Here is a 26,142-nt window from a genome sequence, read left to right as displayed (position 1 = left end):
TCGAAACTCAAAGGTGCCCCATGCTGCGTCACTTGCAACTCTCTCATCTGTCTGCCGGGCTGATTGCCGTTCTGGTCGGCTACACCAGTTCTGTCGCCATCATCTTTCAGGCGATCGAGGCCTCGGGCGCGACGCGCGAACAGGCGGGCAGCTGGATGATGGCGCTGGGGCTGGGCATGGGGCTGACCACGCTGATCCTGTCGCTGCGCCACCGCATGCCGGTGCTGACCGCCTGGTCGACACCGGGTGCCGCCCTGCTGGCGGTGGGGCTGAATGGCGTGCCTTTGGGACAGGCAGTGGGGGCTTTTGTGTTCTGCGGGGTGCTGCTAACCCTCACCGGGGTCACCGGCCTGTTCGAACGCCTGACCCGCACCATCCCCGACAGCCTTGCCAATGCGCTGCTGGCGGGGGTGTTGTTCCAGTTTGGCCTGAGCGCCTTTGAGGCGCTGGCGACGGACACCGCGCTGGTTGCCGCCATGGGGGTGGCCTTCGTCGCCGGTAAGTTGGCCTTCCCCCGCTACGCAGTGCCAGTGGCCTTTCTGGTGGGGATCCTTGCTGCCTTTGGGCTGGGTGAATTTGCGGGGACGGAAACCGCCGCCTTCGCCCTGTCCATGCCCATCTTTGTGATGCCGGAATTTGACATCACCGTGCTGATCGGCATTGGCCTGCCGTTATACATCGTGACCATGTGTTCGCAGAACATGCCGGGCGTGGTGACGCTGCGCGGTGCAGGTTACGTGCCGCCGGTGTCCTCGGCGCTGACAGTGACGGGGCTGGCGAGCGTGCTGCTCGCGCCGTTCGGGGGCTATGCCTTCAACCTTGCGGCCATCACGGCCGCGATCTGCGCCGGCCCCGAGGCGGATGAAAACCCCGGCACGCGCTACCTCGCCAGCCTTGTTGCAGGCACGCTTTACTGCCTTGTCGGCCTATGTGGCGCCGGGGTCATTGCGCTGTTTGCTCTTGCGCCCGCCGCCTTGGTTGCGGGGATCGCAGGGCTGGCGCTGCTGAGCACCATCAGCGGCAGCTTGGGTGCGGCCCTGTCCAAGGCCACCGAACGCGACGCGGCGCTTGTTACGTTTTTTGTGGCGCTATCGGGCGTTGGCTTCTTTGGCATTGGCGCGCCCTTCTGGGCCTTGGTCATTGGCCTGCCCGTCCACCACCTGCTAAAGCGCCCCACTGCGGCGTGAATCGTAATTTGCGAGTGATTTTTCACTCGCATCCCGCCCCACAAAGGCCCATATGGTCTTAATCGAACCGAAAGACACCCCGTAGGGTTGCCAATGTTGCGCACAACTGGCCGCCGGGGAAAACCTAGGGAACCGCTAAGATGCCGATGTACCGATCCAGAACCTCCACCCATGGCCGCAATATGGCGGGCGCGCGCGGTCTTTGGCGCGCCACCGGCATGAAAGACGGCGACTTTGGCAAGCCGATCATTGCCATCGTCAACTCCTTTACCCAGTTCGTGCCCGGCCACGTGCACCTGAAGGATCTGGGCCAGATGGTCGCCCGCGAGGTCGAAGCCGCTGGCGGTGTCGCCAAGGAATTCAACACCATTGCGGTCGATGACGGTATTGCCATGGGCCATGACGGGATGCTCTATTCCCTGCCCTCGCGCGAGGTGATCGCCGACAGCGTCGAATACATGGTCAACGCCCATTGCGCCGATGCGATGGTCTGTATTTCGAACTGTGACAAGATCACGCCGGGTATGATGATGGCCGCCATGCGCCTGAACATCCCCGTGATCTTTGTATCCGGTGGCCCGATGGAAGCGGGCAAGATCGACATCGAAGATCTGGACATGAACAAGATCGACCTCGTGGATGCGATGGTTGCCGCAGCGGATGAGAAATTCACCGACGAACAAGTCCAGCACATCGAAGAGAACGCCTGCCCGACCTGCGGGTCGTGCTCGGGCATGTTCACCGCGAACTCCATGAACTGTCTGGCCGAGGCACTGGGTCTGGCGCTGCCGGGCAATGGCTCCACGCTGGCGACGCACTCGGATCGTAAGCAGCTGTTCCTTGAGGCCGGCCGCAAGATCGTTGAGATCACCAAGCGTCACTACGAGCAGAACGAGCCAGGTCTTCTCCCGCGCGAGATCGCGACTTTTGAAGCCTTTGAAAACGCCATTGCGCTGGACATCGCCATGGGCGGGTCGACCAATACCGTTTTGCACCTGTTGGCGATTGCGCACGAAGGCAAGGTGGATTTCACCATGGCCGACATTGACCGCATGTCACGTAAGGTGCCCTGCCTGTGCAAGGTCGCGCCGAACATTCACAACGTCCACATGGAAGACGTGCACCGCGCGGGCGGCATCTTCTCGATCCTGGGCGAACTGTCCCGTGCGGGCCTCTTGCACACCGATGTGTCCACCGTGCACACCGCCACCATGGGGGCGGCGATTGCCAATTGGGACATTGCGGTTGCCAATAACCCGGCCGCAGAAGAGCTGTTCAAGGCGGCCCCCGGCGGCGTGCGCACCACGCAGGCATTTTCGCAATCCAACCGCTACAAAGAGGTGGATGTGGACCGCGCTGGCGGTGTGATCCGCAACAAGGAAAACGCCTTCAGCCAGGACGGTGGTCTGGCGGTTCTGTTCGGGAATATTGCGCTGGATGGCTGCATCGTGAAGACCGCGGGCGTGGATGCGTCTAACCTGACCTTCACCGGTTCGGCTTACGTGTGCGAAAGCCAGGACAAGGCGGTGAACGACATTCTGACCGGTAAGGTCAAAGAAGGCGATGTGGTTGTGATCCGCTATGAGGGCCCGCGCGGCGGTCCGGGCATGCAGGAAATGCTGTATCCGACCTCCTATCTGAAATCCAAAGGTCTGGGCAAAAAATGCGCCCTGCTGACCGATGGCCGGTTCTCTGGCGGCACTTCGGGTCTGTCGATTGGCCACGTCTCCCCCGAGGCAGCCGAAGGCGGCGCGATTGGTCTGGTGGAGCACGGCGACCGGATCGAGATCGACATCCCCAACCGCAGCATCCACCTTGCCGTGTCGGACGAGGAACTGGCCGCTCGCCGCGAGGCACAGGAAGCGGCTGGCTGGAAACCGGTTGAGAAGCGCAAGCGCAAGGTGTCGACCGCGCTGAAGGCCTACGCGATGCTGGCAACTTCGGCTGCGAAAGGCGCTGTGCGTCAGCTGCCGGACGACGAATAAGGCCTGCGGCGCATAAGCCCAACCACAGAAGCGAACAAAAAGCCGCCTCCTGCCTTTTGCTGCGAGGCGGCTTTTCTTTGCGCCCGGTGCGGCAGACAAAAAAACCTGTGCCCCAAACGCAACCGCGCCGCGCTGATGCGCGGCGCTTGGCCCAACGGGCGGAGGGCATTTTCAATGCACGAACGGCGGGCGGGAGCCCCCCCCCTTTGCCGGGAGGGCGCTTCAGATGTTACTCGCCAAGCTTGGCGTGCACCTCGTCGAGGTCGATCTCTGAGATGGGCATCTTGTTGCCCGGGTTTTCAAAGTCGTACTTGAAGACCTCGAAATCGCGTTTGTAGATCTCGTAAACCAGATGCATCGACAGATCGTCGAAGTAATCCTCGACCGGATGGGCACGTTTGGGTCCGTGACCTTCGCTTTCGTTGAAGCGCGGGATCGCGCTCAGGTCGACCTTATGCGGGGTCTCGATTGCATCGATCACATCCTGCATGCCGTCGTTGAATTTCTCGGTCCAGACGATCTTGTTGTAGGTCCCGCCGTTGCAGATAAAGGTCGACACATGGCCGGACGACGCCGACCAGTGAATGTCCGGGTCCATCGGGCGGCGATAGCGGATGGTGTCGCGCGCAAAGAGCAGGAAACGGCGGAAGCTTTTGATCTGGTCAAATTCCTGCTGGCCATCATCGCCGCCGACCTCGATCCCGTATTCATAGGTCAGCTTGGGCACCAGATTGCCGCGATAGCGGCGGCCATTGCGCTGAATGCCGCAGATCTTGTCAAAGAAGGAACTGAGGATCCGCGTGTACGGGTTGCGCACACAGGTGAACGCATAGGATTTATGGGCTGAGACATTGTTCTGAATCAGCGGCTTGGAATGTTCCTGCGACCATTTGTGCAGCCCATCGGTGCTGTCGTGGATGTCACCGTCAAAGAAGCGACCATGGTCGGAATAGAACATGATCTGACCGATCGTCGAACAGGCGCATTTGGGCACAACCCGATACACCACGCTTTCGCTCTCCGTCATCCAAGTCCCGGGAAAGCCCATCTCAATTGCCTCTTCTTTACTTCGGATCTGATCCGTTTATGCCACTTTGCCGATCTGACCGCCAAATGCAAAACAATCTGGTTTATTCAGCCCATAAACGGCTTTATCAAGGCGATAATTCGCAAAAAACGCGCCCCTTTCCAACAGCGTTGCGATCGGGATACGCACTTTGAACTTGTAGGCTTCGGACTGTTAAATGGCAAAAATCGCTTACATCCTGCTGTGTCACAAAGACCCAGACGCCATTATCGCACAGGCCAATCAGCTGACCGCCACGGGTGATTTCATCGCCATCCACTTTGACGCGCGCGCCAAAGCGGCCGACTACAAAGCCATTCGCACCGCGCTGGCCGACAACCCCAATGTCGCCTTTGCCAAGAAGCGCATCAAATGCGGCTGGGGCGAATGGTCCCTTGTGCGCGCCACGCTCAATGCCATTGAAACCGCCGTTGACGCCTTTCCGCGCGCCAGCCATTTCTACATGCTGTCCGGCGACTGCATGGCGATCAAAACCGCCGAATACATCCACCGCTATCTTGATGAGCACGACATGGATTTTGTCGAAAGCTTTGATTACTTCGAGAGCGACTGGATCAAGACCGGCATGAAGGAAGAGCGGTTGATCTACCGCCATGTCTTCAATGAACGCACGCAGTCGTGGCTGTTCTATAAATCCATGGAATGGCAGGAAAAACTAGGCCTCACCCGCGAGGTTCCTGCCGATATTCAGGTCCAGATCGGGTCGCAATGGTGGTGCTTGCGCCGCCGTACGATTGAAGCCATCTTGCGCTTCATCCGCAAGCGCCGCGATGTGGTGCGGTTCTTTGCCACCACCTGGATCCCGGACGAGACCTTCTTTCAAACGCTGGTGCGCCATCTGATCCCCGAGACCGAGATCAACTGCCGGACGCTGACGTTTCTGATGTTTTCCGACTATGGGATGCCGGTGGTTCTGTACAATGACCACTACGAGATGCTGCTCAATCAGGATTTTCTGTTTGCCCGCAAGATCAGCCCTGATGCGCTGGAGCTACGCGAACGCCTGGGCGCGCTTTATGCGTCCGAGGGGGTGGCGTTTGAAATCTCCAACGAAGGCCGGACGCTGTATAAATTCCTGACCCAAGGCGGGCGCATCGGGCAGCGGTTTGCGCCGCGGTTCTGGGAGACCGAGGCCTCGCTGGGGCGCGAACGCGAGCTGTTGGTGATCACCTGCAAGAAATGGCATGTGGCCAAGCGGCTGGTGGAACAGATCCGCAACAGCATGGACCTGCCCGCAGTGGATTACCTGTTCCACGAAGAAGACTGCCCCCTGCCGGATCTGGGCGGGGCAGAACGCACGCTGCTGAAACGCACCCGCCATCGCCGGGCGCTGTTGCGGATGCTGTTTGACCACTGGGGCCGCAACCGGATGGTGATCTGTCTGGACCCGTCGGCCATTGATCTGGTGCGCGACTTTATTGCCGACCGCAGCCGGACACGGCTTTTGCGGATCGATTGCGAATTCAGCGATGACTATCTGGTGGGCCACGCGCTGCGGGTGGGGCTGATCGGAGAGCGCACCTCGGCCGGGGTGATCGAACGGCTGATGCCGACGATCCGCAATGATCTGGAACGGGAAACGGTGGATCTGCTGGATGCGGGGCTGGACAACCACTGGGCTATTTCTCCCGATCAAACCGAAGAAGACTGGGCCGAGGCAATCGGCGCCTTCCTGCAGGTGGATCGCGACAAAGCGCTGGAGATCGCCCGCACGCCGCATCTGTTTGCGGACTGACGCGGGCAATCCCGGTTAGATCTTATTTCGAACGGCGGAACAGGCGGCGCAGCCCTTGGGTGCGTTCGCTGACCGCATCCCCCATCGCATAAAGCCCGTCTTCCATGTCTTCGACCATCGGGTCGATCCGGCGCGCCTTGAACCGCAGCCAGCGGATATAGAGCGCAAGGATCAGGAAGCCGAGGCCCACGAGGATCACAATGCTGGTCCAATTGGTCGGCTTGTCATCCACACTTGCAGCCGGGCTGATTGCCACAGCATTGGGGAAAATCGACAGGGTCTGATTGCGCCAGCCGTAGTGTTTGACCCGCACCCACTCCGGGTCGTCCTTGTCTGAGACCGCATCATTGGCTTCGGTATACAGATTGGCAGTGTCGAACTTGAAATAGGGCGGCCAGCTCCAGCCGGTGTCTTCATTGCGATAGACAATGGGCTTTCCATTGGGGCGCACAGCCTGAATGAACTGCACGTCGCGGTTTTCCAGACCTGCGGATTGGGTATCGGGCCGCGACCAGAAGATCCGGGTCCAGTCGCCCAGCTCCTGACGTTCCTCATAGGTGTTGACGATGCGCACCACGTCGTACTGCGGCAGCGTGTAATGCAAGGTGGCGCCGATGATGGCCCAGAAACACAGGATGAACACCCATTTGATGTAGCCCATGGCAATTGCCTTCCTTTTGCGGCCAGCACTGGCGGCCATTGTGATCCTTGTGGGAAGGGATGGGGATTGCCGGTCGACCGGTCAACCCTGTCCCCGTTCAAAAGGGTCCAAACCCACGCAAAACCCGGCGAAAACCGCCGGGTTTGCAGAATTGTCCCAAAATGGGATCAGGCTTCGGGACGGTTTTTCCACCCGGTCAGGATGCCTGCCAGCATGGAGACTTCTTGATCGCTCTCCAGCTTGCCCTCTTCCAGATCCGCGCCCATCATGCCGTAGAAATCAGCAATGGTGATGTCGTGTTTCCAGACCAGCCGCGCCACATCCAGTAGAACCGCTTCGCGTTTTTCGTAGGTCACCCCAAAGTCTCCTGCTTTACCGTTGGGCCCGCAAAATGGGTGCAGACCTCTTCATCTTGAACATAGGATATTTCTCTTGTTCGGAGGCATTTGCCAAGGGGGTATCGGCGCTTATGGTGCGGCAATAGCGCTAACCCACGACATTGAAGTCCGGCCCATAGGGGTAGCCGGTGATATTTTCCGCGCCGTCGGCACCAATGACCAGAATATCATGCTCCCTATAGCCGCCCGCGCCGGGCTGGCCGTGGGGGATCGTCAGCATCGGCTCCATCGAGATCACCATGCCGGGTTCGAGCACCGTGTCGATGTCTTCGCGCAGCTCCAGCCCCGCCTCGCGGCCGTAATAATGGGACAAGACGCCAAAGGAATGACCGTAGCCAAAGGTGCGATATTGCAGCAGGTCGCGGTCTGCGAGAAAGGCATTGATGCCTTCGGTGACCTCGGCGCAGGACACACCAGGTTTCAAGAGGCGCATCCCATGTTCATGGGCGGCGACATTGGCCTGCCAGATGGCAAGGCTGTCTGCATCGACCTCTTCGACAAACAAGGTGCGTTCCAGCGCGGTGTAATAGCCCGAGATCATTGGGAAGGTATTGAGCGACAGGATATCGCCGCGTTCCAGCACCCGACCTGTGACCGGGTTGTGGGCGCCGTCGGTGTTGATGCCCGACTGAAACCAGACCCAGGTGTCGCGGTATTCCGCATCGGGGAAAAGGGCCGCAATCTCGGCCTCCATCGCGTCGCGCCCGGCCATGGCCACGTCGATCTCGCGCAGGCCTGCCTTGATGGTGTCGCGGATGGCATAGCCGCCCACATCCGCCACAGCAGCGCCCGCGCGGATAAGCTGGATTTCGGCGGCGGACTTGTGCATCCGCTGGCGCATCGTGGGCTCGTAGAGATCCTGCATATCCGCAGGGGCAAGGAAGTGATCAAGCTTGTCCTTCTGCAACAGGCTGAGGTGGTCGCTTTCATATCCGATTACCGCGCCCGTCCCCGCAACAGACGCCACCGCGCGCCAGAAGTTGTCGCCCTGCCAGTCTGTATAGGTGATATTGTCGCAAAATGACCGCCGCCACGGCTGGCCTGCGTCAATGCCTGCGGAGATGGTCACGGCCTCGGATGCGGTCACCACCAGCCCATAGGGGCGGCCAAAGGCGCAGTAGGTAAAGCCCGAATAATAAGAGATATTGTGCATGGAGGTCAGCACAGCCGCCTGCACGCCTGCCTCTGCCATGATCTGGCGCAGCCCGGCAATGCGGCTCTCGTATTCGGTGACCGAGAACTGCAGCGGTGCCTTTTCGCCATTGTGGAAACGATACATATGGGGGCGATCTGACATCGAAACCCTCCTTTCAATCAAAGAAGATCCCGGCGTACAGGACGGACCGAAGCACCCTGCGTGCGCGCAGGAGGGCGACGCCATCGCCCCGCTTCTTGGGCTTTATGGTTCCTCAGGTTTTCGCCCGAGGCAAGCCTCAAGTGACAGGTTCCCCCGGCAACAGCGCCACCATGCTGCTTTCGCGGTCAGCCAGCGCATCAATGACGTTGAAGTGGTGTTTGCCATGGGCGATCACGTGGTCTGCGTCCCAGGCCTCAACCAGCCAGATCGCCTGATCCAGAAACGCGGGCCGTTCGGCGCCGCCGACCCAGACCGTGACCTTGGCCGGGTGGCGGAGCTCCATATCCACCGGGCTTTCGGCGGCGGCGCTGGCGGCATCAAGCCCCAGTTTCTGGTTCATGGTGGTGCGCAGCAAGGGGCGCAGATCGGCAATGGGCGAAATCGGGATGACTGTGTCGATCCGCTGACCGATCTGATCGGACAAGACCCGAGGATCCAACATCCGCGCCGCCAGATGACCCCCGGCTGAATGGCCGGACAGCGCAATGGGGCCTGCCACCTGCCCTGCGGCATGGGTGACAGCGCGGGCAACTTGTTTGGTGATTTCAGCCACTGACACAGCAGGGCAGAGATCATAGGTCGGCATGGCCACCGCCAGCCCCCGCGACAGGGCCCCCACGGCCAGATGCGACCAGCGTTTGTTGTCGTAATCTTCCCACGCGCCCCCCCAGTAGCCACCATGGATGAACACAAACAGACCCTGCGGCGCGCCTTCGGGCAGGAACAGGTCATAGCGTGATCGGGCGCTATCACCGTAGGCCACATCAAGATGTGCCCGTTTTTTAAGACTGTTTCGAAAGTCTGCGGCCGAAGCCGCCCAGCGCGGTGGAAACTCCGCCGCCGCGTGAATATGTGGAACAATGGCATAAGCCTCGTCGAGTTCCATGTCTGCTCCCTTTGCAGGTGGCATCTGGACTCATTGCTGTCACTGGACAAGCGTCAAGGCAAGTGATTTCCATATGCCTAACCTTTTTGACAACGCCCCGCGGAGGACGACATGCTTGACCAACCCACTGATTTGAAATCACGTCTGAGCGATCCGGCCCTGCTGGAGACCCGCGCTTATGTGAACGGCCAGTTTATCGCCGGGGACGCGACATTTGCCGTGACCAACCCGGCCCGCGGCGATGTGATTGCCGAAGTGACCGACCTGAACCGGGCCCAAGTAGCCGAGGCCATTGCAGCCGCCAAGACCGCCCAAAAGGATTGGGCCCAGTGGACCGGCAAGGAACGTGCCGCCGTGCTGCGCAAGTGGTTTGATCTGATGATGGCCCATCAGGAAGACCTCGCCGTGATCCTGACCGCCGAGATGGGCAAACCGCTGGCCGAGGCACGCGGCGAGATCGCCTATGGCGCGTCGTTCGTGGAATTCTTTGCCGAAGAGGCCAAGCGCATCTATGGCGAAACCATCCCCGGCCATGCCCGCGACAAGCGGATCATGGTGATGAAACAGCCCATCGGCGTGGTGGGGTCGATCACGCCCTGGAACTTCCCCAATGCGATGATCACCCGCAAGGCCGCCCCGGCGCTGGCGGCGGGCTGTTCGTTTGTGGCGCGCCCGGCAGACCTGACGCCGCTGTCGGCCACCGCACTTGCGGTGCTGGCCGACCGCGCGGGCATCCCGGCGGGGGTGTTCAATGTTGTGCCGTCAACCGATGCCTCAGAGATCGGCAAAGAAATGTGCGAAAACCCCGATGTGCGCAAAGTGACCTTTACCGGGTCCACCGCCGTGGGGCGCATCCTGCTGAGCCAGTCGGCCGCGCAGGTCAAAAAGGTCTCGCTCGAACTGGGGGGCAATGCGCCCTTCATCGTCTTTGACGACGCCGATCTGGACGAGGCCGTGGAAGGCGCGATTATGTGCAAGTTCCGCAACAATGGTCAGACCTGCGTCTGCGCCAATCGGATCTATGTGCAAGCCGGGGTCTATGACGCCTTTGCCGCCAAACTGAAAGCGCGCATTGAGGGCATGAAGGTCGGCGACGGTCTGGAAGAGGGCACCATCTTTGGCCCGATGATCAACGCAAGCGCTGTCACCAAGGTCGAGGCGCATATTGCTGACGCCACCGCCAAAGGCGCGGAAATCATTCTGGGCGGCAACCCGTCGGAACTGGGCGGCACTTTCTTTGAGCCCACCATCGTCACCGGCGCGACGCCTGACATGGTGTTCTCGCAGGAAGAGACCTTTGGCCCCTTTGCGCCCCTGTTCAAATTTGAAGACGAAGACGAAGTCATCGCCATGGCCAATGACACGATCTTTGGTCTGGCGTCTTACTTCTATGCCAAGGATCTGAGCCGCGTCTATAAGGTCGCCGAGGCGCTGGAATACGGGATTGTTGGGGTAAACACCGGCATTATCTCGACCGAGCTGGCGCCTTTTGGTGGGGTCAAGCAGTCCGGTCTGGGCCGCGAAGGCAGCCACCACGGCATGGAGGACTTCCTTGAACTGAAATACGTCTGCCTATCGGTCTGAGGAATGGCGCTATCGCTTATTAACTGTTTTTCGCTGGTTTAGCGAAAGCGCCACAGAGACGTCACGCAAACGTTACATCGAAACGGCAAGCCGCAGGGACAATTGGAATTAACCAACAGGAGTTCCCGATGTCCCTGCGCCTTGTGTGCCTGACATCTGCCCTTGCGCTGACCTCTGGTGCAGCGCTGGCAGAAAAATCCTTTAGTCGAATTGCTTCCTTCCCAGTCGTTATGAACATGGCCGAGGGCGAAGATCGCAAACGCGAAAGCTCTCCCGAGATCATCGACGTCACCGCCGATGGCATGACGCTGGTTTACACCGACAGCCCGCTCGAGGCGCTGGGTCGTGTGGACATTACGGACCCTGCCAGCCCCAAGCCGCTGGGTAATATTGCCCTGCCGGGCGAGCCGACCTCGGTCGCTGTGATCGGCGCCACCGCTTATGTGGGTGTGAACACCTCGGAAAGCTACACCGCACCTTCCGGTATGCTGAAGGCCATCGACGTGGCCACCGGCAAGGAACTGGCGTCCTGTGACCTTGGCGGTCAGCCGGACAGCATCGCCAAATCCAAGGACGGCGCGTTTATTTCGGTCGCGATCGAAAACGAACGTGACGAAGATCTGAACGACGGCGTGATCCCCCAGCTGCCTGCGGGCAATCTGGTGATGATCAACACCACCGACGCGGGCCTTGACTGTGCCTCGTTGAAAATGGTGGATCTGACCGGTCTGGCCGAGATCGCCCCCACCGACCCAGAGCCCGAGTATGTTTCGATCAACGGTCTGGGCGAAACTGTGATCACCCTTCAGGAAAACAACCACATGGTTGTGGTCGCCAAGGATGGTTCCATCGTGAACCACTTCTCGGCCGGCGCGGTTGATCTGCACAATATCGACGCCACCGACGAGCGCGCGCAGCTGGTCTTCACCGAAAGCCAGCTGGGCCGCAAGCGCGAGCCCGATGCGGTCACCTGGATCGACGACAGCCACTTTGCCACCGCCAACGAAGGCGACTACGAGGGCGGTTCGCGCGGCTGGACCATCTTCAACAAAGATGGCTCTGTTGTGTACGAAAGCGGTGTTGAGTTTGAACACGCGATCATCCAGATCGGCCACTACCCGGACAAGCGGTCCGACTCCAAAGGCGTTGAGCCCGAGAGCGTGACCTTTGCCGAATTTGACGGCACACCTTATGTGTTCGTGGGCGCAGAGCGCGCCTCTGTTGTGGGTGTTTATGACGTCACCAACCCTGCCGCGCCGGTGCTAAAGCAGCTGCTGCCGTCGGGTGTTGGCCCGGAAGGCTATGTCACCATTCCTGAGCGTGGCCTCTTGGTCTCTGCGAACGAAAAAGACCTGATCGAAGATGGCGGCGCACGCGCCCACGTCAACCTGTACGAACTGCAGGACGGCGCGCCGGTTTACCCGCATCTGACCTCCGCTGGCGCGGATGAGCTGATCGGCTGGGGTGCAATCTCTGGCATGGTCGCCGACAGCGACGGCATGATCTATGCGGTCAACGACAGCTTCTACGGCTTCCAGCCCTCTATCTTCAAAATCGATCCCAGCCAGACACCGGCGCGCATTGTTGATGTGATCCGCCTGCACCGTGACAATGGCGACGCGGCGCAGAAACTGGACCTCGAAGGCATCACGCTGGACGGCGAAGGTGGCTTCTATGTCGTGTCTGAGGGTCGCACCGGCCGTGTGCTGCCGCATGCGATCTACCATGTGCAGCCCGACGGTCTGATCCGCTTCAAGAAAGACGAGATCGCTTTCCCGGACGAGCTGCTGGCCGTTGAAAAGCGCCACGCCTCTGAAGGGATCACCCGCATCGGTGACACCCTGTGGATCGTCATTCAGCGCGAGTGGAAAGACGACCCCAAGCACCACATCAAACTGGTCTCCTACAACCTGGAAACCAAAGAGTGGGGCGCGGTTCACTATCCCAAGGCCGAGCCGGACACCGGCTGGGTTGGCATGTCGGAAATCGCAGCTCATGGCGACTATGTCTATGTGATCGAGCGCGACAACCAGCACGACCACCGTGCCGTCACCAAGAAGATCTACCGCATCCCGCTGGCGGACATGCAGCCTGCACCGCTGGGTGGCGAGCTGCCGGTTGTCTCCAAAGAGCTGGTGCGCGACCTGATCCCCGATCTGAAATCCACCGGCGGCTATGTGCTGGACAAGGTTGAAGGTCTGGCGATCATGGAAGACGGCACCGTTTGGGTCTCCACCGACAATGATGGTGTGGACGACAGCTCGGGCGAGACCATGTTCTGGTCCTTTGAGCTGGAGTAATCCACCAATTGATGCACCAAATTGATGCACAATTGATACACATTTTGGAGGGGGCCTTTCGGGGCCCCTTCTCTTTTCCTGCGCCCCCGCATAGCGTGACTGCGCGCCCTTCGGGGCGTGTATTCTCAGGGCAGGGTGCAATTCCCTACCGGTGGTCACAGCCCACGAGCGGCCTGCGGTGCAGGTGACAGCAGACCCGGCGCAATTCCGGGGCCGACGGTTAAAGTCCGGATGGAAGAGAATGGGTCAGCCCGTGCCTTGGCGCGTGCTGGTCGTCTGCCTTGAGTCACATGCGTGCGAAAGAAAGGACAAACGCAGATGGCTCGACTTCAAATTTCAAACTCTCTTTTTTCTCCGGCGGTGCAGGCTGCGGGGTGCATGGTGCTGGCGGGGGCGTGTTTTGCGCTGGTGAACACCGCACTTCAGGGGGCAACGATGCTCCATGGGGCGGCAGGCCCTTCGGTGACGTTCTGGCAATACCTGATCGCACTGGCGTTTTATCTGCCGTGGATCTTTCGCCAAGGCACGGGCGCCTGGCACACGGGGCAAATGGTGGCGCATCTGGTGCGCGTGGGCTTTGCCGTGGGCGGCGTGCAGCTGTGGACGCTGGGGCTGGCCGCGGTTCCGATCTGGCAGGCGATTGCGCTGATCCTGCTGTCGCCCTTCTTTGTGACGCTGGGTGCGGGGCTGTTCCTGCGCGAAACGGTGTCGCCTGCGCGCTGGATTGCGGTAATCTTTGGCATCATTGGCGGCTGCATCATTCTGGCGCCCTGGTCAGACCGGTTCCAACTGGCGGCGCTGTTGCCTGTGGGTGCGGCGGCGCTGTGGGCGGCAAGTTCGGTGGTGACCAAGAGCCTGACCCATAAGGACAGCCCGGAAACCATCACCCTGTATCTGCTGGTGCTACTGAGCCCGGCGAACGCGGCGATTGCGCTTGGCACGGGCTTTGCGCTGCCCACATCCGCGATCTGGCTGGTGGTCTTTGCAGGCCTTGCCACCGCCTTTGCCCAGCACATTCTGGTGCGCGGCTATGCGCTGGCGGATGCGGCGTTCCTGCAGCCGTTTGACCACCTGAAACTGGTGTTCAACATCGGCCTTGGCGCGCTGGTGTTCGGGTTCTACCCGGATGGCAACCTGTGGCTGGGCACCGGTATAATCCTCGCCGCAAGCGCCTTCCTGCTGCGGCAGGAAACCCGGTTGGCGCGGGCCGGCAAGGCCGCTGCTTAACGGATCAGGGCGCTGACTGTGGCAGGCACGAGACCGTAGTGCACATCGCGTGCGGTCTCGTAGGCTTCGGCTCCGAACACAGCGCCCTGCGCCACCTCGGTGGAGAGAAAACACTGCACCGCGCCCAGCAATTGGCACACAACCACCATCGCGTCAGAGGGGCTGCCGCCTTGCCAACGGTCGGTGGCCAGCACCAGCGCATTGAGCTGTTCCAGCAGATCCTTGAGGCCGCTGACCTGAACCGGCAGCACCTGATCAAACACCTCGCGCACGACCAGCATCAAGCGATCGGGATCTTCCAATCCGAATCCACAGAGCGCCAGGAAAAAGGCGTCCAGCTGGTCTTCGGGCGTCTGGGCCTCTTGGCTGGCCACAGCGAGAAGGGTTTTGATTTCAGCCACCTGTTTGGTGACAGCGGCGGAATAGACCCGCTCTTTGCTGCCAAAATGGTGCAACAGGGCCTGTTTCGTCAGGTGCAATTCACTGGCGATTTTCGAGATACTCGCCCCGCCATAGCCTTGCGCGGCAAACAGACGGGTGGCGGCGGCGATCAGCCGCTCTCGGGTGTCGAACTTCGGATCCATTTCGGCGCTGTCTCCTGCCTCATCCCTCCCGATTGGGAAGGCCCCGGTCGCGGGGTACTTATTAAGACGCGTCATCTGCATGACTTTGAGACTATCGCTGAAACTCCCTACCGAACGGTGAATACAACGCAAAGATGCAATACACCCCCTGCCAAAGGCAGAGGGTGCCGTAAAATTTCCGTTTAACTCAGGTCAGTTGACGGTCGACCCTTCGATTTCAGCCGCTTTCGGCCGCGCCGAGGAAATTTCGATTCGCCGCGGCTTCAGGGCTTCGGGCACCTCGCGGGCGAGATCGATATGCAGCATGCCGTTTTCATGGCTGGCGCCAACGACTCGCACGTGATCGGCGAGCGTAAAGCGACGCTCGAAGGCGCGGGTGGCAATGCCGCGGTGGAGATAGGTTTTGTCGGTATGGGCGTCGCCCTTGCGCGCGGCCACAACCAGCGCGTTTTCCTTGACCTCGACGCTCAGATCTTCTTCGGCAAAGCCTGCAACGGCAATGGAGATCCGGTAGCTATCGGCGTCGGTCTTTTCGATATTGTAGGGCGGGTAGCTTTGGGTCTGCACGTCGGCGCTCAGGGCGCGGTCCATCAGGTCAGCGATCTGATCAAAACCAATGGTGGCACGGTGCAGCGGTGCGAAATCAAAATTACGCATGGGTCATCCTCTCTCAGGAGCGATTCAAATTGTGGCCCTCCCTCGGTCCTTGTGACCTCTGACGGGACGGGCAGTGAAACCCGGGCCCCGCTTGGCGGCGACCCGATGACACTGAGATATGAACGCTTTTCGCGGGTTCAACCCCTGCTTCAATCCCCGACACGCAGAAATTTTGCACCGCCCGAATTCGTGCCAAAAGCACCGCCGCCATTGCCAACCCGAATGCGCTTGACCTCGCCCTTTGGGCGCACAACAGGTGCACGGCGCAGCTGCGCCTTCAGTTCGGGCAAGCGATCTGCCAGCTTTGACACCAGACCGATCTTTTTGCCGTTGAGCGTGGAACCGGCAGAGACCACGCCAAGCACCTGCCCCCGGTTTCCCGTCCACGAAAAGACAGGCGCGCCAGATGCGCCAAAGGTCAGATCGCAGTCCACCGCCAACACGCCCTCTTGTTCTGCAACAAGGCGACAATGGCGTTGAACAGACAGGCGTTCTTCCCGGCCGCGCGCGAAAGAGGCGACAAAGATGTCGCTGTCATAGCGTCGGCCATCATGGGCCGCAAAAGCGTCCGCTTCGGTGCTGGTCACTATTTGGTCGAGGCGCAGCAGCGCCACATCATTGCGCACGCGCCGCAGTCTATCGCTGTCGTTTCGATCATACCCTTCGTGCGCCACGATCTGTGACACGCCCCGGTCGATCAATGTGCCATGTTCCGTCAACCCAGCACGGAACCGGATCTGGTCTGCGGGGCGTAGCGATCCTGATTTTTCAACCACGCAATGGGCTGCGGTCAGCACCAGATCATTGGATATCAGAACTGCCGTGCAAAACCCCTGATTGTTGAGTTCCAACCGACCAACGGCCTCCCAACCCAAAAGATCCTCGCGATCCGTCAGGGCCCGCAGACCAGAAGATTGCGCCCAGACCGACCCTGCACACAGGACGGCGAACAGTACAAGAAATCGAAATAAATTAATCAAAACCAATCCCTTAATAAAGTTGGCAGGGTCAATTGCGAATGAACTTGGCCCCTGTGTTGTTGCGCGGACCACCGACCTGTACGCGACCTACACCTGTGGGCATGGAGCGTACGCCAGCCGCGTCTTCGACTTGCGCGCGCAGCAGCGCCAGCTCTTTGTCCAGAGACACACCAAGCGAGACCTCCTCGCCGTTCACACGGGCCTTGGCCGACACCACCGAGACAATCCGCGGCATATCATGTTCGAAGGAGAACACCGGCGCGCCGGACGATCCATAGTCCACATCGCAGGACAGCACCAAAACCCCGCTTTGGCGCGACATGACCCCGCAGACCTCTTGCAGGGACGGGGCATTGTCACGGTCATGGGCATAGGACACCACGCCGACCTCGGCCCCTTTGTTGGGGCGGCGGTCGGTTTCAAACGGCAGAACTGTTGTATTGCGGATGGGGCGGTCCAGTTGCAACAGCGCCAGATCATTGCGCACGCGGGCGGCGGACAGTTCGCCATCAAAGACATAGTCGGGATGCACAATGGCGCGTTTCACCGTCCGATAGGCCGAGGCCCGACCATTGCGCCAACCGGCCAGAAATTCGACCGAAGTGGGATCAATCTTGGCGTGGGTATTGCGGTCAAACAGGCAATGCGCAGCGGTCAGGACCAGATCCGGCGCAATCAGCGCCCCGGTGCAAAACCCTTCGCCCCAGCGATCCAGACGCCCGACGGCCTCCCAGCCGCGCCCGGCCTCGATCGTATCAAGACGCCGCAGGCCGCTGCTGTCGCGCGGCTCTGCCCATGTGACCGCAGGCAGGATCAGTGGCGCGCACAGCGCCATTGCTGCCAGTGCAGCTTCAAATACCCGTCGCATCATACGGCCCCCGATAACCCGATCCCACCCGCATGAATACCTGCGGGATCGGGCGAAAATGCGGCAAAGGAAAAGCCAAAGACCGCAGCCCGACCTTTCCTCAATGCCGCGCCGCACGGCCTAGCGCAAGATCGGAACCGCCGGGGTGGCGGGGCTACGCTTAGTCGGGTTGGCCAGCGCAGGCGGTTTGGGGCCACCGGTCGCCCAGTCCAGCAGCTCGACGGTATGCACGACGGGCGTCGTCGTACCTGATCCGATCTGCATCATGCAGCCGATATTCCCGGCGGCGATAAGATCGGGGGATTTTGCCTCAAGGGTTTTGACCTTGCGCGCCTTCAACTGCCCCGAAATCTCGGGCTGGAGCAGGTTGTACGTCCCGGCAGAGCCACAGCACAGATGGCTGTCAGCAGGTTCCACGATTTTGAAACCGGCCCGTTTCAGCAACGTCTTGGGGTGGGTTTTCACCTGCTGGCCGTGCTGCAGGGAACAGGCGGCGTGATAGGCCACGGTCAGATCCGCAGCCCCGCCTTCCGGCAGGTCCAGCTGCATCAAGAGTTCCGAGATATCCATGGCAAGGTCCGACACCTTCGCCGCGTCTGCGGCCAGCGGGTCATTGCGGAACATATGTCCGTAGTCCTTGACCGTGGTGCCACAGCCCGAGGTGTTGATGACAATCGCATCCAGCCCCGCGCCGCGCACTTCGGCCATCCAAGCGTGGATATTGGCAGCGGCGGCTGTGTGGCTGTCGTCCTCGCGGCCCATATGATGGGTCAGCGCGCCGCAGCAGCCTGCGCCTTCGGCCACCACAACTTCGCAGCCCAGACGCCGCAGCAGGCGGATGGTGGCATCATTGATGTCGGTGTTCAGCGCCTTTTGCGCACAGCCCGTCATCAGCGCCACGCGTTTCTTGCGCGGGATCTCGGGCGCAAAGCTTTGCGGGTCGTCATTGCGGCTGACAGGCGGGATATGGCGCGGTGCCATATCCAGCATCGCCCGCAGGCGCGCATCGGGGATCAGCCCCCGGAACGGGCGCGCGATCTTGGCCCCCAACAGCGCCAGCCGGAACCGCGTGGGATAGGGCAGGATCTGCGACAGGATCCAGCGCAGGGCGCGGTCGTGCCAGGGGCGCGTGTAGTGTTTTTCAATATAGGCGCGCGCGTGGTCGACCAGATGCATGTAATGCACCCCCGAGGGGCAGGTCGACATGCAGGACAGACACGACAGGCAGCGGTCAATGTGTTTAACGGTCTTTGCATCCGGAACACGTTCGTTTTCCAGCATGTCCTTGATCAGATAGATACGACCACGGGGGCTGTCGAGCTCATCCCCCAGCACCTGATAGGTCGGGCAGGTCGCCGTGCAAAACCCACAGTGCACACAGGATCGCAGAATTTCATTGGCGCGGCTCGTGCCCGCATCGCGCAGCTGGGCGTCGGTAAAGTTGGTCTGCATGTCTTACCCCATCAGTCCGGGATTGAGGATCTGGCGCGGGTCAAACTTGGCCCGCAGCCCGGCCGAAATGGCCGCCAAAGGCGCAGGCTCGGGATGGAACCGCGCAAAACCACTCCCGCGCATCAGCGTGGCGTGACCGGGAACCGCCATGCGAGCGCGCAGATCTGTGCCCTTCGGAACCACCGCCCAGACCAGGCCGCCACCCCAGTCAAACAGGCATTGCGCCGCGCCCAGCGCCGGAACCAGCTGCACCGCATCCCCGGGTTTGACCGAGATCCGCCACAGGTCGCCCTCCGCCCCCACCAAAGGGGCAACATCGCGAAGACCCTGCCAAAGCTCTGCACTGTCCGGGCGGATGTCCACATCGCCGTGCACCGCCAACAGCGCCGCAAGCTTGTCCGCGCGATACGCCACAGAGCCCTCAAACCCTTCAAGCCGAACATAAGCCGCGCCCGCCTGCGGGTCATAGGCCGCGCCCGTCACATCATAAGGCGCCCCCAGCGCGGCAGACATGGCCCGCACCGCCACCGCAAGATCACCGCAGGACAGCGCCACAGTTGTCGTGGTCTCCGCACGGGGCAACACCTTGAGGCTCACCTCGCTCAAAACCCCAAGCGTGCCATGGGCGCCGGCCATCAGCTTCACCAGATCATAGCCGGTGACGTTCTTCATCACCCGCCCACCGTTTGAAACCACCGTGCCAGTGCCATCGACAAAGCGCACCCCCAACAGGAAATCCCGCGCCGCGCCACATTGGATCCGCCGGGGGCCAGACCCATTGGTGGCAAAAACCCCACCCAGCGTCGGCATACACTCAGTCCCCAACAAGGCCCGCAGATCGGCGGGCTCGAACGCAAGGCGTTGGTTTTCACCTGCAAGCAGCGCCTCGACCTCGGCCAAAGGGGTGCCTGCCCCCGCCACCAGCGTCAGCGCGCCGGGCTCATACAGGCTCACGCCAGTCAATCCCCGGGTCGTCAACGGCGCGCCCTCGCAGGCCACGCCCCGTGTCCCGCCCCCAGCAATGGCAATCGCACCGGCCGCAGCCGCGATCATCTCCGCCAGTTCGGCCTCGGTCTTAGGTGTTAGCATTTCATCTTTTCCCAAATATCCTGGGGGAACGGCCAAAGGCCGTGGGGGCAAAGCCCCCGTCCCGCTTTCATCCAGCTGTGCGGCGATTTTCAGTGACCGGCAGCGGAAAGACCTTTGCCGCGTTCAACAGCCATTTCGGGTCAAAGACATCCTTGACCTTCAACTGCGCCTCAAGGTCGTCGGGCCCATATTGATGGATCATCAGATCGCGTTTTTCGACACCAACCCCATGTTCGCCCGTCAGGCATCCGCCGACCTCAACACAAAGCTTCAGGATCTCCGCGCCCATCTCCTCACACAGCTCCAGATCACCCGGTTTATTGGCATCAAACAGGATCAGCGGATGCATATTGCCGTCGCCTGCGTGAAACACATTGGCGACTTTCAGGCCAAATTTCTCGCTCAGATCTTCGATCCCGCGCAGCACCTCGGGCAGGGTCGACACCGGGATCGTGCCATCAAGACACATGTAATCGTTGATCTGCCCCATAGCGCCAAAGGCCGATTTCCGGCCCAGCCAGATCCGCGCGGCCTGATCCGCGTCGCGAGCTTCGCGCAGTTCCAGCGGATTGTGGCGACGGGCGATGTCGCCAATCAACGCAAGCTGATGGTCGATTTCCGCATCCGATCCTTCGACCTCCACAATCAACAGGGCCTCGCACATCGGGTATCCGGCCTTAGCAAAGGCCTCGCAGGCCTCAATGCAGGGGCGATCCATGAATTCGATTGCCACCGGCAAAACGCCCGCTTTGATAATGTCGCTGACACAGGCGCCTGCGACCTCATTGCTGTCAAAGGCGATCAGCACCGGGCGCGCGCCTTCGGGTTTGCGCAGGATCCGCAGAGTGGCTTCGGTCACCACCCCTAGCTGACCTTCGCTGCCGCAGATCACCCCCAGCAGGTCCAGACCACCCGCATCCAGATGCGCCCCGCCAATTTCGACCACGGTGCCATCCATCATCACCATGGTGACGCCCATCAGGTTATTGGTGGTGACGCCATATTTCAGGCAATGCGCCCCGCCCGAATTCATCGCGATATTGCCCGCAATGGCGCAGGCGAGCTGCGAGGAAGGATCTGGCGCATAGAAGAAATCCTCGTCCTCCACCGCGCCGGACACCGACAGGTTGGTGCGCCCGGTCTGCACCCGGATCACGCGATTGTCATAGTCGGTTTCCAGCACCTCGGTCATGCGGGCAACGCCCAATAACACGCAGTCGGCGGTCGGCAGCGCCCCACCGGCCAGCGAGGTCCCCGCCCCGCGCGGCACCACCGGCACGCCAGCCTCGTGACAGATCCGCAGAACATCCGACACCTCTTGGGTTGTGCGCGGCAGCACCGCCAGCATCGGCGGGCAGCGGTAGGCGGTCAGCGCATCACATTCATAGGCGCGCGTCTCGGCCAGATCCGAAATCACTGCATCTTCGGGCAGCACCTGCAAGAGCGCCTCGATCAGCTTTGGCTTATCGGCCAAGACCATTTCGCTGGGGGAAGGCATTTCCATGTAAGTGTTCCTTCGTTCCGGGCTGACGGCACCCTTTTTCACCAAGGGCTCCGCATTTGGTAAAATAATATTACCAATTTTAGATCCCTGACAAGCCCCCTTCCCTCCGGTAGGGTGCGCTCATGACTTGGACGACGCCCTGGATGCTCACCTGGACCGAACGGCTGACGCTGTTTTCCACCTTGGATTTCATTGCCTTGGGCCTGTTGGCCCTGGCCTGGTTCTGGATTGGCTGGCGGATCGAAAACCCGCGCCCGGACCAGCCGTCGGTGTCGAACCTGATGGCCGATTTCCGCCGCGAGTGGATGGCGCAGATGGTGGCACGCAGTCCACGGATCTTTGATTCTCAGGTGATTGCATCGCTGCGACAGGCGGCAGCCTTCTTTGCATCGGCGGCCATGATCGCCCTGGGCGGTGGTCTTGCGCTGGTGGGCAATACCGAACAGCTGGCAGGTGTGGCCCAAGACCTCACACTCGCCAGCACGCCCGTGTTTGTGTTCGAGATCAAAATCCTCGCCTCTTTGGCGTTTCTGACCAATGCGTTTTTGGTTTTTGTCTGGTCCCATCGGCTGTTTGGCTATTGCTCGGTCTTGATGGCGGCTGTCCCGAACGAGGCCTCCGACCCAGATGCCTATCCCCGCGCGCGGCAGGCAGCAGAAATCAATATCACCGCTGCGCGAAGCTTTAATCGCGGGCTGCGGTCGACCTATTTTGCACTGGCTGCGCTGGCGTGGCTGGCCGGGCCTCTTGCCCTGATTGCGGCCACGCTGGTGACCACGGCGGTCCTGTTCCGGCGCGAGTTTGTATCCCAATCCCGCGCGATTCTACTGGAAAGCACCGCCCGGTTTGCGCCCGTATCGCGGCCCGTATCACAGCCCGTGTCACAGCCTGCATCACAGCCTGACGCCCGCGCGGCCTCGCAGGCCGACACGAAATCGTGACCCCACTGACCGACAACTTGGCCTAGGGTGCGCCCATGACACAATTTCGCCCCCTGCTGACCGCTGCCCTTATCCTCTGCGCTTTTGCAAGCCCGGCCTTGGCCGACCCGCCGGTGATCGAGGACGTGCAACTGCGGCAGGTTGGCGGCAGCTGGACGGTTTCTGTCACGCTGTCCCACCCGGATACGGGCTGGGATCACTATGCCGACGGCTGGCGCGTGCTGAGCCCGAGCGGAGAAGAGCTGGGCCTGCGGGTGCTGCATCATCCGCATGTGGAAGAGCAGCCTTTCACGCGCTCTTTGAGCGGGGTGACGATTCCCGAAGGGCTTCGGGAAATTCAAATTGAGGCCCGCGACAATAAAGACGGCTGGGCAGGCCGCACCAAAACGGTCGCCCTGCCTTAAATGCCGCAGACCTTAAGGTCAGATCAATTTGCGAACTTGAAACTGTCCTGACCGAGATCCAGAAATGAAATCCCTGCCGCGGGGGGGTGCTTGGCAGAGACCCGCGCCAGATACCCCGCCTCGCGACGCGCGGCATGGGCATCTCGTGCCCGGCTCATGATCATTTGAAACAGACGCTTACGCCCGTCGGACAGCTCTTGCTTGGTCAATTCCACCCGTTTGCTCCTTCTTCGCCTCAAGTCACGGCACGCCTTTCTGGCGGCACTTATTTGTGATTTTGAATAGCAGACAATTTCACACTGCCAAATAAAGCACAGGAGTTCGGCGCGAATTGGGCGGATTTCCGACCACTTTCGCCTCAAATATTTACAAAAAGGAAATTTGGAAAATCAGACCCGATGGTAAGGCGACCCGGACAGGATCGTCGCGGCCCGGTAGATCTGTTCAGACAGCATCAGGCGCACCATCATATGCGGCCAGACCATTTGCCCAAAGGAAATGGAGAAATCAGCCTCGGCGCGCAGAGACGGATCAATGCCATCCGCGCCCCCGATAATAAACGCCAGATCCGATCGGCCACCATCGCGCCAACCTGCGATCTTATTGGCAAAATCAGGCGAGGACAGAACCCGGCCACGTTCATCCAGAGTGCAGATCACCGCGCCCTTGGGCAGCGCCTTGCGCAGCAGCTGCGCTTCGGCCCCCATGCCTGCGTTTTTCTTGTCCTCTACTTCGACGATACGCGCAGGCCCAAGGCCAAGCGCCCGACCGGTGCGGTCGAATCGTTGCAGATAATCGTCGATGAGGGTCTTTTCGGGTCCAGACCGAAGACGGCCGACCGCGCAGATATGCAGGCGCATATGTCTTGTCATCACCGGACGCGGGCCCGGTGTCCCATGGAACTTTTTGTCATCCCGCCCTGCCCGGATTGGGCAGGGTCACACAGCAGCGATCAGCTGGTGCTGGTGCCTGCGGGCTGCCACATCTTTTCGATCTGATAGAATTCGCGCACTTCCGGGCGGAACAGATGCACGATGACGTCACCGGTATCGATCAGAACCCAGTCGCCGGACTCTTTGCCTTCGACTTTGCTGTACACACCGAATTCGGTCTTCAGCTTTTCCATCAGTTTCTCAGCCATAGCTGCAACTTGGCGGGTCGAACGGCCAGAGGCCACAACCATATAGTCGCCAATAGATGTCTTCCCACGCAGGTCGATCTGCGTGACATCTTCAGCTTTGTCTTCATCGAGAGAGGAAAGAATGCGGGCCAGCAGCGCTTCGCTGGTGACCTGGGAGTGCGCGGTTGCGGCCATCACGGCTGCCCCGGCTTGCGCGGCAGAAGCCGCATGAGGTTGAGCTGACAGGACATTGTCCTCCTTTGTTAGGCGCCGACCGTCCCCCGGCGCTGGGGTCCCCTCAATGATAACAACGCCAATGTCTCATTTCAATGAAGACACCCTTTGGCACAAGGCTTTGACACATGGGCTGCCTCCAAAGGAACAGCAGCAGCGGGACCGACGCCCTTTAACGCCGCTTGCGCCTTTAAACAAGGGGCATATCCCGCCTGATCCCTTGCGAGACTCGGCGCACTGCGATAAAGGGGCCGACATGGAACGTATCTTTGAGATCGCTGACCGGGCTTGGTTGCCCGCACGGTTCCACGGGGCCACGTGCTCGGTGCTTGCGCGACTGTAAGGTCGCTGCAACCTTTGGCGTGCCCAGATGCACGCCCGATATTCCTATTTTTCTGATCATCCACGGGAGAGCGAAATGACCGCCCCGAAGACACTCTATGATAAAATCTGGGATGCGCATGTGGCGCATGAGGCCGAGGACGGCACCTGCCTGCTGTACATCGACCGCCACCTGGTCCACGAAGTGACCAGCGCACAGGCGTTCGAAGGCCTGCGCATGGCCGGCCGCAAGGTGCACGCCCCGGAAAAAACCATTGCGGTTCCGGACCACAACGTCCCCACCACGCTGGACCGCGCGGACCCGGCGACCATGACCGCCGAAAGCCGCATTCAGGTCGAAGCGCTGGACAAAAACGCCAAGGAATTTGGCGTGCACTACTACCCCGTCTCTGACGTGCGTCAGGGCATTGTGCACATCGTCGGCCCCGAGCAGGGCTGGACGCTGCCCGGCATGACCGTTGTTTGTGGCGACAGCCACACCGCGACCCACGGGGCGTTCGGCGCGCTGGCGCATGGCATTGGTACCTCTGAAGTGGAACATGTTCTGGCGACCCAGACCCTGATCCAGAAGAAGTCCAAGAACATGAAGGTGGAGATCACCGGCAAGCTGAAGCCGGGCGTGACTGCCAAGGACATCACCCTTGCTGTGATCGGCGAAACCGGCACCGGCGGTGGCACTGGCTATGTGATCGAATACTGTGGTGAGGCGATCCGTGATCTGTCCATGGAAGGTCGTATGACCGTCTGCAACATGGCCATCGAAGGCGGCGCACGTGCTGGCCTGATCGCCCCCGATGAGACCACCTTCAAATACGTCAATGGCCGCCCGCACGCCCCCAAAGGCGCGCAGTGGGAAGCCGCGATGAACTGGTGGAAAACCCTCTACACCGACGAAGGCGCGCATTTCGACAAGGTTGTCACCCTGAAGGGTGAAGACATCCAGCCCGTCGTGACCTGGGGCACCTCGCCCGAGGACGTTCTGCCGATCACCGGCGTAGTGCCGAACCCCGAAGATTTCGAAGGCGGCAAAATCGAAGCGGCCCGCCGTTCGATCGAATACATGGGTCTGGAAGCCGGTCAGAAGCTGACCGACATCGAGATCGACACCGTCTTTATCGGCTCTTGCACCAATGGTCGCATCGAAGACCTGCGCGCCGCCGCCGAGATCCTGAAAGGCAAGAAGATCAAAGATGGCATGCGTGCCATGGTTGTTCCGGGCTCTGGCCTGGTGCGCGCACAGGCCGAAGAAGAAGGCCTGGCCGAGATCTTCCAGGAGGCCGGTTTTGAATGGCGCATGGCGGGTTGTTCCATGTGTCTGGCGATGAACCCTGACCAGCTGTCCGAAGGCGAGCGTTGCGCGGCAACCTCCAACCGGAACTTTGAAGGTCGTCAGGGCTACAAGGGTCGCACGCACCTCGTGTCCCCCGCCATGGCCGCCGCCGCTGCCGTCACCGGCAAGCTGACCGACGTTCGCGAGCTGATGTAAAATGCGTCCGGTGTTGCACCAATCCTATGGCACATGCCCAGTGTGTGGTGAGCGTACTGCGTTCACTAGCTACA

General features: G+C 60.7%; 25 protein-coding genes and 1 riboswitch. Of the genes, 9 read left to right on the top strand and 16 right to left on the bottom strand.

What is annotated here, in order from left to right:
• The first annotated feature begins 20 nt into the window (after positions 1–20).
• The gene (locus TRM7557_RS04350) at positions 21–1,187 is read left to right on the top strand and encodes a benzoate/H(+) symporter BenE family transporter (protein ID WP_058289001.1); all 1,167 of its coding nucleotides are present in this window, start codon (positions 21–23) and stop codon (positions 1,185–1,187) included.
• 140 nt (positions 1,188–1,327) lie between these two features.
• Positions 1,328–3,172: a dihydroxy-acid dehydratase gene (gene ilvD, locus TRM7557_RS04345; RefSeq protein WP_058289000.1), complete on the top strand. Its 1,845-nt coding sequence runs from the start codon at positions 1,328–1,330 to the stop codon at positions 3,170–3,172.
• 229 nt (positions 3,173–3,401) lie between these two features.
• Here the strand turns inward: ilvD and TRM7557_RS04340 are convergent, their stop codons facing one another.
• Complete coding sequence (locus tag TRM7557_RS04340; RefSeq protein ID WP_058288999.1) at positions 3,402–4,220, bottom strand: sulfotransferase family protein; 819 nt, start codon at positions 4,218–4,220, stop codon at positions 3,402–3,404.
• A gap of 36 nt (positions 4,221–4,256) precedes the next feature.
• Entirely contained in the window at positions 4,257–4,388 is a 132-nt protein-coding gene (locus tag TRM7557_RS20345; RefSeq protein ID WP_268873707.1) for a hypothetical protein, read from the bottom strand.
• Positions 4,389–4,416: 28 nt separating this feature from the next.
• Between TRM7557_RS20345 and TRM7557_RS04335 the strand changes: the two genes are divergently transcribed.
• Entirely contained in the window at positions 4,417–5,994 is a 1,578-nt protein-coding gene (locus TRM7557_RS04335) for a DUF5928 domain-containing protein (RefSeq protein ID WP_058288998.1), read from the top strand.
• A gap of 22 nt (positions 5,995–6,016) precedes the next feature.
• On the opposite strand, the gene TRM7557_RS04330 is transcribed toward TRM7557_RS04335, so the two are convergent.
• The 4 genes from TRM7557_RS04330 to TRM7557_RS04315 all read right to left on the bottom strand — a co-directional run bounded on the left by TRM7557_RS04330 (position 6,017) and on the right by TRM7557_RS04315 (position 9,296).
• Entirely contained in the window at positions 6,017–6,655 is a 639-nt protein-coding gene (locus TRM7557_RS04330) for a DUF1523 family protein (RefSeq protein ID WP_058288997.1), read from the bottom strand.
• A gap of 167 nt (positions 6,656–6,822) precedes the next feature.
• Positions 6,823–7,011 carry a hypothetical protein gene (locus TRM7557_RS04325; protein ID WP_058288996.1) on the bottom strand — a complete coding sequence of 63 codons (189 nt, stop codon included), beginning with the start codon at positions 7,009–7,011 and terminating at the stop codon, positions 6,823–6,825.
• 130 nt (positions 7,012–7,141) lie between these two features.
• Entirely contained in the window at positions 7,142–8,350 is a 1,209-nt protein-coding gene (locus TRM7557_RS04320; RefSeq protein ID WP_058288995.1) for an aminopeptidase P family protein, read from the bottom strand.
• A gap of 136 nt (positions 8,351–8,486) precedes the next feature.
• The gene (locus TRM7557_RS04315) at positions 8,487–9,296 is read right to left on the bottom strand and encodes an alpha/beta hydrolase (RefSeq protein WP_058288994.1); all 810 of its coding nucleotides are present in this window, start codon (positions 9,294–9,296) and stop codon (positions 8,487–8,489) included.
• Positions 9,297–9,407: 111 nt separating this feature from the next.
• Here TRM7557_RS04315 and TRM7557_RS04310 point away from each other — a divergent pair, with 111 nt between their 5' ends.
• From TRM7557_RS04310 to TRM7557_RS04300, 3 genes are all read left to right on the top strand, one after another.
• Positions 9,408–10,880 carry an NAD-dependent succinate-semialdehyde dehydrogenase gene (locus TRM7557_RS04310; RefSeq protein WP_058288993.1) on the top strand — a complete coding sequence of 491 codons (1,473 nt, stop codon included), beginning with the start codon at positions 9,408–9,410 and terminating at the stop codon, positions 10,878–10,880.
• 128 nt (positions 10,881–11,008) lie between these two features.
• Positions 11,009–13,180: an esterase-like activity of phytase family protein gene (locus TRM7557_RS04305; RefSeq protein ID WP_058288992.1), complete on the top strand. Its 2,172-nt coding sequence runs from the start codon at positions 11,009–11,011 to the stop codon at positions 13,178–13,180.
• Between the two features lie 117 nt (positions 13,181–13,297).
• Positions 13,298–13,427: riboswitch (FMN riboswitch) on the top strand.
• Between the two features lie 71 nt (positions 13,428–13,498).
• Complete coding sequence (locus TRM7557_RS04300; protein WP_235811392.1) at positions 13,499–14,407, top strand: DMT family transporter; 909 nt, start codon at positions 13,499–13,501, stop codon at positions 14,405–14,407.
• Here TRM7557_RS04300 and TRM7557_RS04295 read toward each other — a convergent pair.
• From TRM7557_RS04295 to TRM7557_RS04265, 7 genes are all read right to left on the bottom strand, one after another.
• Positions 14,404–15,066: a TetR/AcrR family transcriptional regulator gene (locus TRM7557_RS04295; RefSeq protein ID WP_165592409.1), complete on the bottom strand. Its 663-nt coding sequence runs from the start codon at positions 15,064–15,066 to the stop codon at positions 14,404–14,406. The genes TRM7557_RS04300 and TRM7557_RS04295 overlap by 4 nt on opposite strands.
• Before the next feature lie 117 nt (positions 15,067–15,183).
• Positions 15,184–15,648, bottom strand: coding sequence for an Hsp20 family protein (locus TRM7557_RS04290; RefSeq protein WP_058288990.1), 465 nt, complete (start codon positions 15,646–15,648; stop codon positions 15,184–15,186).
• Positions 15,649–15,797: 149 nt separating this feature from the next.
• Positions 15,798–16,628, bottom strand: a complete 831-nt coding sequence (locus TRM7557_RS04285) for a trypsin-like serine peptidase (RefSeq protein WP_074942080.1) — start codon at positions 16,626–16,628, stop codon at positions 15,798–15,800.
• Positions 16,629–16,656: 28 nt separating this feature from the next.
• Positions 16,657–17,496 carry a trypsin-like serine peptidase gene (locus TRM7557_RS04280; RefSeq protein ID WP_082626514.1) on the bottom strand — a complete coding sequence of 280 codons (840 nt, stop codon included), beginning with the start codon at positions 17,494–17,496 and terminating at the stop codon, positions 16,657–16,659.
• A gap of 120 nt (positions 17,497–17,616) precedes the next feature.
• The gene (gene glcF, locus TRM7557_RS04275) at positions 17,617–18,948 is read right to left on the bottom strand and encodes a glycolate oxidase subunit GlcF (protein ID WP_058288987.1); all 1,332 of its coding nucleotides are present in this window, start codon (positions 18,946–18,948) and stop codon (positions 17,617–17,619) included.
• Between the two features lie 3 nt (positions 18,949–18,951).
• Positions 18,952–20,037: an FAD-binding protein gene (locus TRM7557_RS04270; protein WP_058288986.1), complete on the bottom strand. Its 1,086-nt coding sequence runs from the start codon at positions 20,035–20,037 to the stop codon at positions 18,952–18,954.
• A 67-nt stretch (positions 20,038–20,104) separates the two neighbouring features.
• Positions 20,105–21,541 carry an FAD-linked oxidase C-terminal domain-containing protein gene (locus tag TRM7557_RS04265; protein WP_058288985.1) on the bottom strand — a complete coding sequence of 479 codons (1,437 nt, stop codon included), beginning with the start codon at positions 21,539–21,541 and terminating at the stop codon, positions 20,105–20,107.
• A gap of 122 nt (positions 21,542–21,663) precedes the next feature.
• Between TRM7557_RS04265 and TRM7557_RS04260 the strand changes: the two genes are divergently transcribed.
• Both TRM7557_RS04260 and TRM7557_RS04255 read left to right on the top strand, forming a co-directional pair.
• Positions 21,664–22,482, top strand: coding sequence for a DUF599 domain-containing protein (locus TRM7557_RS04260; RefSeq protein WP_235811391.1), 819 nt, complete (start codon positions 21,664–21,666; stop codon positions 22,480–22,482).
• A 35-nt stretch (positions 22,483–22,517) separates the two neighbouring features.
• Positions 22,518–22,886 carry a hypothetical protein gene (locus tag TRM7557_RS04255; RefSeq protein ID WP_058288984.1) on the top strand — a complete coding sequence of 123 codons (369 nt, stop codon included), beginning with the start codon at positions 22,518–22,520 and terminating at the stop codon, positions 22,884–22,886.
• Between the two features lie 23 nt (positions 22,887–22,909).
• Here the strand turns inward: TRM7557_RS04255 and TRM7557_RS04250 are convergent, their stop codons facing one another.
• From TRM7557_RS04250 to rsfS, 3 genes are all read right to left on the bottom strand, one after another.
• Positions 22,910–23,101, bottom strand: coding sequence for a hypothetical protein (locus TRM7557_RS04250; protein WP_058288983.1), 192 nt, complete (start codon positions 23,099–23,101; stop codon positions 22,910–22,912).
• 174 nt (positions 23,102–23,275) lie between these two features.
• Positions 23,276–23,746, bottom strand: coding sequence for a 23S rRNA (pseudouridine(1915)-N(3))-methyltransferase RlmH (gene rlmH / locus TRM7557_RS04245; RefSeq protein WP_058288982.1), 471 nt, complete (start codon positions 23,744–23,746; stop codon positions 23,276–23,278).
• 92 nt (positions 23,747–23,838) lie between these two features.
• Positions 23,839–24,201, bottom strand: coding sequence for a ribosome silencing factor (gene rsfS / locus TRM7557_RS04240; protein ID WP_058288981.1), 363 nt, complete (start codon positions 24,199–24,201; stop codon positions 23,839–23,841).
• Between the two features lie 457 nt (positions 24,202–24,658).
• On the opposite strand from rsfS, the gene leuC reads away from it, so the two are divergent.
• Positions 24,659–26,068 (top strand): 3-isopropylmalate dehydratase large subunit, encoded by a 1,410-nt coding sequence (leuC, locus tag TRM7557_RS04235; protein ID WP_058288980.1) that lies wholly within the window; start codon positions 24,659–24,661, stop codon positions 26,066–26,068.
• Positions 26,069–26,142 lie beyond the last annotated feature (74 nt).

Source organism: Tritonibacter multivorans (assembly GCF_001458415.1).
Lineage (GTDB): Bacteria > Pseudomonadota > Alphaproteobacteria > Rhodobacterales > Rhodobacteraceae > Epibacterium > Epibacterium multivorans.
Note: the sequence above shows the minus strand (reverse complement) of the source record. Positions and strands in the feature narration are given on the sequence as shown.

What these genes read in the sequence shown, in the direction of transcription:
- TRM7557_RS04350 (WP_058289001.1), top strand. Translation starts at nt 21, where the DNA reads ATGCTGCGTCACTTGCAACTCTCTCATCTGTCTGCCGGGCTGATTGCC.
- ilvD (WP_058289000.1), top strand. Translation starts at nt 1,328, where the DNA reads ATGCCGATGTACCGATCCAGAACCTCCACCCATGGCCGCAATATGGCG.
- TRM7557_RS04340 (WP_058288999.1), bottom strand. Translation starts at nt 4,220, where the DNA reads ATGGGCTTTCCCGGGACTTGGATGACGGAGAGCGAAAGCGTGGTGTAT.
- TRM7557_RS04335 (WP_058288998.1), top strand. Translation starts at nt 4,417, where the DNA reads ATGGCAAAAATCGCTTACATCCTGCTGTGTCACAAAGACCCAGACGCC.
- TRM7557_RS04330 (WP_058288997.1), bottom strand. Translation starts at nt 6,655, where the DNA reads ATGGGCTACATCAAATGGGTGTTCATCCTGTGTTTCTGGGCCATCATC.
- TRM7557_RS04320 (WP_058288995.1), bottom strand. Translation starts at nt 8,350, where the DNA reads ATGTCAGATCGCCCCCATATGTATCGTTTCCACAATGGCGAAAAGGCA.
- TRM7557_RS04315 (WP_058288994.1), bottom strand. Translation starts at nt 9,296, where the DNA reads ATGGAACTCGACGAGGCTTATGCCATTGTTCCACATATTCACGCGGCG.
- TRM7557_RS04310 (WP_058288993.1), top strand. Translation starts at nt 9,408, where the DNA reads ATGCTTGACCAACCCACTGATTTGAAATCACGTCTGAGCGATCCGGCC.
- TRM7557_RS04305 (WP_058288992.1), top strand. Translation starts at nt 11,009, where the DNA reads ATGTCCCTGCGCCTTGTGTGCCTGACATCTGCCCTTGCGCTGACCTCT.
- TRM7557_RS04300 (WP_235811392.1), top strand. Translation starts at nt 13,499, where the DNA reads ATGGCTCGACTTCAAATTTCAAACTCTCTTTTTTCTCCGGCGGTGCAG.
- TRM7557_RS04295 (WP_165592409.1), bottom strand. Translation starts at nt 15,066, where the DNA reads ATGACGCGTCTTAATAAGTACCCCGCGACCGGGGCCTTCCCAATCGGG.
- TRM7557_RS04290 (WP_058288990.1), bottom strand. Translation starts at nt 15,648, where the DNA reads ATGCGTAATTTTGATTTCGCACCGCTGCACCGTGCCACCATTGGTTTT.
- TRM7557_RS04280 (WP_082626514.1), bottom strand. Translation starts at nt 17,496, where the DNA reads ATGCGACGGGTATTTGAAGCTGCACTGGCAGCAATGGCGCTGTGCGCG.
- glcF (WP_058288987.1), bottom strand. Translation starts at nt 18,948, where the DNA reads ATGCAGACCAACTTTACCGACGCCCAGCTGCGCGATGCGGGCACGAGC.
- TRM7557_RS04270 (WP_058288986.1), bottom strand. Translation starts at nt 20,037, where the DNA reads ATGCTAACACCTAAGACCGAGGCCGAACTGGCGGAGATGATCGCGGCT.
- TRM7557_RS04265 (WP_058288985.1), bottom strand. Translation starts at nt 21,541, where the DNA reads ATGGAAATGCCTTCCCCCAGCGAAATGGTCTTGGCCGATAAGCCAAAG.
- TRM7557_RS04260 (WP_235811391.1), top strand. Translation starts at nt 21,664, where the DNA reads ATGACTTGGACGACGCCCTGGATGCTCACCTGGACCGAACGGCTGACG.
- TRM7557_RS04255 (WP_058288984.1), top strand. Translation starts at nt 22,518, where the DNA reads ATGACACAATTTCGCCCCCTGCTGACCGCTGCCCTTATCCTCTGCGCT.
- rlmH (WP_058288982.1), bottom strand. Translation starts at nt 23,746, where the DNA reads ATGCGCCTGCATATCTGCGCGGTCGGCCGTCTTCGGTCTGGACCCGAA.
- rsfS (WP_058288981.1), bottom strand. Translation starts at nt 24,201, where the DNA reads ATGGCCGCAACCGCGCACTCCCAGGTCACCAGCGAAGCGCTGCTGGCC.
- leuC (WP_058288980.1), top strand. Translation starts at nt 24,659, where the DNA reads ATGACCGCCCCGAAGACACTCTATGATAAAATCTGGGATGCGCATGTG.